The organism is Nocardia sp. NPDC050799 (assembly GCF_040654015.1).
In the GTDB taxonomy this organism is placed as follows: domain Bacteria; phylum Actinomycetota; class Actinomycetes; order Mycobacteriales; family Mycobacteriaceae; genus Nocardia.
Genome location: NZ_JBFAHF010000127.1, coordinates 1 through 1,121 on the forward strand (window position 1 = coordinate 1; position 1,121 = coordinate 1,121).

The 1,121-nt window shown below is 60.4% G+C and carries 3 protein-coding genes; 2 read left to right on the forward strand and 1 reads right to left on the reverse strand.

Annotated features, from left to right (window positions below):
- Both AB0H42_RS35845 and AB0H42_RS35850 read left to right on the forward strand, forming a co-directional pair.
- Positions 1-397 (forward strand): ribonuclease (locus tag AB0H42_RS35845; protein WP_357064354.1); only part of this gene is annotated, 397 nt, incomplete at its 5' end.
- A gap of 5 nt (positions 398-402) precedes the next feature.
- The gene (locus AB0H42_RS35850; RefSeq protein WP_004936963.1) at positions 403-702 is read left to right on the forward strand and encodes a barstar family protein; all 300 of its coding nucleotides are present in this window, start codon (positions 403-405) and stop codon (positions 700-702) included.
- Between the two features lie 30 nt (positions 703-732).
- Here the strand turns inward: AB0H42_RS35850 and yjgA are convergent.
- Positions 733-1,121: ribosome biogenesis factor YjgA (yjgA, locus tag AB0H42_RS35855; protein ID WP_357064356.1), on the reverse strand; the 389-nt coding region annotated here is incomplete at its 5' end.

A 1,121-nucleotide genomic window follows, 5' to 3' on the forward strand; every position in this document is an offset into this window, starting at 1 on the left:
CGAGCACCGTGCGATCGACGGCAATCCGGCGAGGGTGCCGGCATCGGCGGGCCAGCAGCAGAGCATCGACCGGCTCACGCAGCAGCAAACGGTGGTGAGCTACCTGCAGCAGCATCAGCGGCTGCCGGACTATTACGTCACCAAGAAGCAGGCGCGCGAGCAGGGCTGGGATCCGCGTTCAGGCAACCTCTGTGCAGTATTGCCGGGCAAGGCGATTGGCGGCGATCGATTCTCTAACCGTGAAGGGCAACTGCCGAGCGCCGGCGGCCGGGTCTGGCGCGAAGCGGACATCAATTATCAGTGTGGCCGGCGCGGCGCCGATCGCCTGTTGTATTCGAGCGACGGTCTGATCTTCGTCACGCGCGACCATTATAAAAACTTCATTCGTGTGGAGTGAGTTTGATGGCAAAAGTAGAGTTTGATTTTGAGCAGATCCAGGACGTGCCAACCTTCTACCGCGATTTCGCGCACAAGTTTGCGCTGGACGAGGGGTTTGGCGCCAACCTCGACGCGCTGTGGGACGTGGTGACCGGCGATATCGGTCTGCCGGTGGAAATCGAGTTCACCCACCTCAATGCCCGCAGCAAGCGTCGTTTCGGCGCAATCATTCTGCTGTTTGAAGAAGCGGAAGAAGAGCTGGAAGGCAGCCTGCGTTTCAATATCCGCGAAAGCAGCGGCGAACCGGCGCATCACCGGGGATGAAACGGGTTCATCCCGGGACGGCGGCGGCGCTTAGTCAGCCGCTTCGGCCAGCTCGCGCAGGTATTGGAAGATCTGGCGGTAAGCCTTAGGCGGCTTGTTGGCGGCCTTCTCTTTCTGCGCGTTGCGCACCAGTGAACGCAGCTGTTGACGATCGGCTGCTGGATACAGATCCAGGATCGACGGAATGACGTCATCGCCTTCTTCCACCAGGCGGTCGCGCAGCGCTTCCAGCTTATGGAACAGCGAAACCTGCTGGTTGTGGCGGTTTTTCAGCTTGTCGAGCGCGGTCTGAATCGGCTCGATATCGCGGGCGCGCAGCATCTTGCCGATCAGCTGCAGCTGACGGCGACGGCCCTCTTTCTTGATCTTCTGCGCCAGTTCGATGGCGGCGCGCAAATCTTCATCCAACGGAATGCGAT

Bases quoted from the DNA above. Each gene is read 5' to 3' on its own strand.
- AB0H42_RS35850 (WP_004936963.1), top strand. From the start codon at position 403: ATGGCAAAAGTAGAGTTTGATTTTGAGCAGATCCAGGACGTGCCAACC.